The organism is Viscerimonas tarda (genome assembly GCF_054601255.1).
Window position 1 is genome coordinate 1 of record NZ_BAAHWV010000132.1, and the last position, 1,251, is coordinate 1,251.

The following is a 1,251-nucleotide window of genomic DNA, read 5'->3' on the forward strand; positions in this document are numbered from 1 at the left end:
TTGTTTTTGAAACTTACATGGAAGAAATAGAGGAAAAACTGTACGAGCGGAACAACAGCGATGTCGTGGGCGATTTGCTCAAAAATACCGGCAAGTTTTCCGTCTTCATTGACACCGGACTGGAAATAGAAGAAGGCTCATGGCAATGGACACGGAGCGAGCAAAGCGCATGGTTGAACAAAATCAAGCGCAAGCTGAAAATCACGGCCTCAACATGGGATAAGGACATACGGCAAATGCTTTCCCAAGCCTCTTACGGCGGTCAGTTGGTCGTGTATTTTTACAGCAATACCGACGACCTTATTACCGGCAGCGAAAAAGACTGGCAAAGCGTATCGTTTACCAATCCGGCGATTGCGATTATTGATACACAGGGAGGTTCGGGCGACCACTGCCATTTGAATGGACATTCGTTTACCATGCCCTTTGTCAGGGAAAACCTGTTTATCGACAGCTATTTCAAGTACAATTATGTGAATGCTGTTTGTGGTATGAATCAGGACTGGTGCAAGGATTCCCAAACGGCATTTTCATACGAAAAGACGGCAAGAAGAAAAAGTGAGGTTTCGCCGCTTGCCGCACAAGCCTTGCAAGATAGAAAATATGCCGAAACCTACCGTAACGGCGGCTGTACTTTCGGCGACATGGACATTCGTCGGCACCACGGCGTGTACTATATCAACGACTTCCCCTGCGGTAACAAATGCCCGCACTGCGGAACATTCTGGATAGATTAAAATAAGAAAAGAAGATGAGAACAAGAAGATTTTGCCCGCATTGCGGAAAGGAGTTATTAAAATCCCGGATAAAGGGTTATACCTATCAATGCCTTTATTGCAGCGAAGACTTTTACAGGATAGAAGTCCTGCACAAAAAAGACATGAAAAGAGTCAAGTCGTTAAGGAGATATTACGTCGCGCCATTGTACGACAGGTGGTGGTACTGCGCCGAGTTTAAGATAATGGGAACCATTACCGGATACCGACAATTCGATTTCCCTTCCGATGAAGGCTATCAGGCGTTTGTGGATGCCTGCGATGCTTGGTGGGAAGCCTTGCCAAAAGAAGACAAAATAGCCATTTTCAAAGAGTACAAATAAACTTCAAACCAAAAAGACATGACAACAACATTCCCCAACATTTACAAGGCGCTCGACAACGACAAGATGAGAGCGGCAATGTGCCATGCCATTATAGAAGACGGCAAGATTATAGCGACAAACGGCAATATACTGGTCGTTTCCGAATTTTC

2 protein-coding genes are annotated in these 1,251 nt (G+C 45.2%); both read left to right on the top strand.

The window, feature by feature from the left end:
* The coding region (locus ACYPWY_RS16295; RefSeq protein WP_459686601.1) for a hypothetical protein at positions 1-737 on the top strand (737 nt) is incomplete at its 5' end.
* Positions 738-751: 14 nt separating this feature from the next.
* Positions 752-1,099, top strand: a complete 348-nt coding sequence (locus tag ACYPWY_RS16300; RefSeq protein WP_459686602.1) for a hypothetical protein — start codon at positions 752-754, stop codon at positions 1,097-1,099.
* Positions 1,100-1,251: the final 152 nt, after the last annotated feature.

Excerpts from the sequence above, each read along its gene's own strand:
- ACYPWY_RS16300 (WP_459686602.1), top strand. The coding sequence starts at position 752 with ATGAGAACAAGAAGATTTTGCCCGCATTGCGGAAAGGAGTTATTAAAA.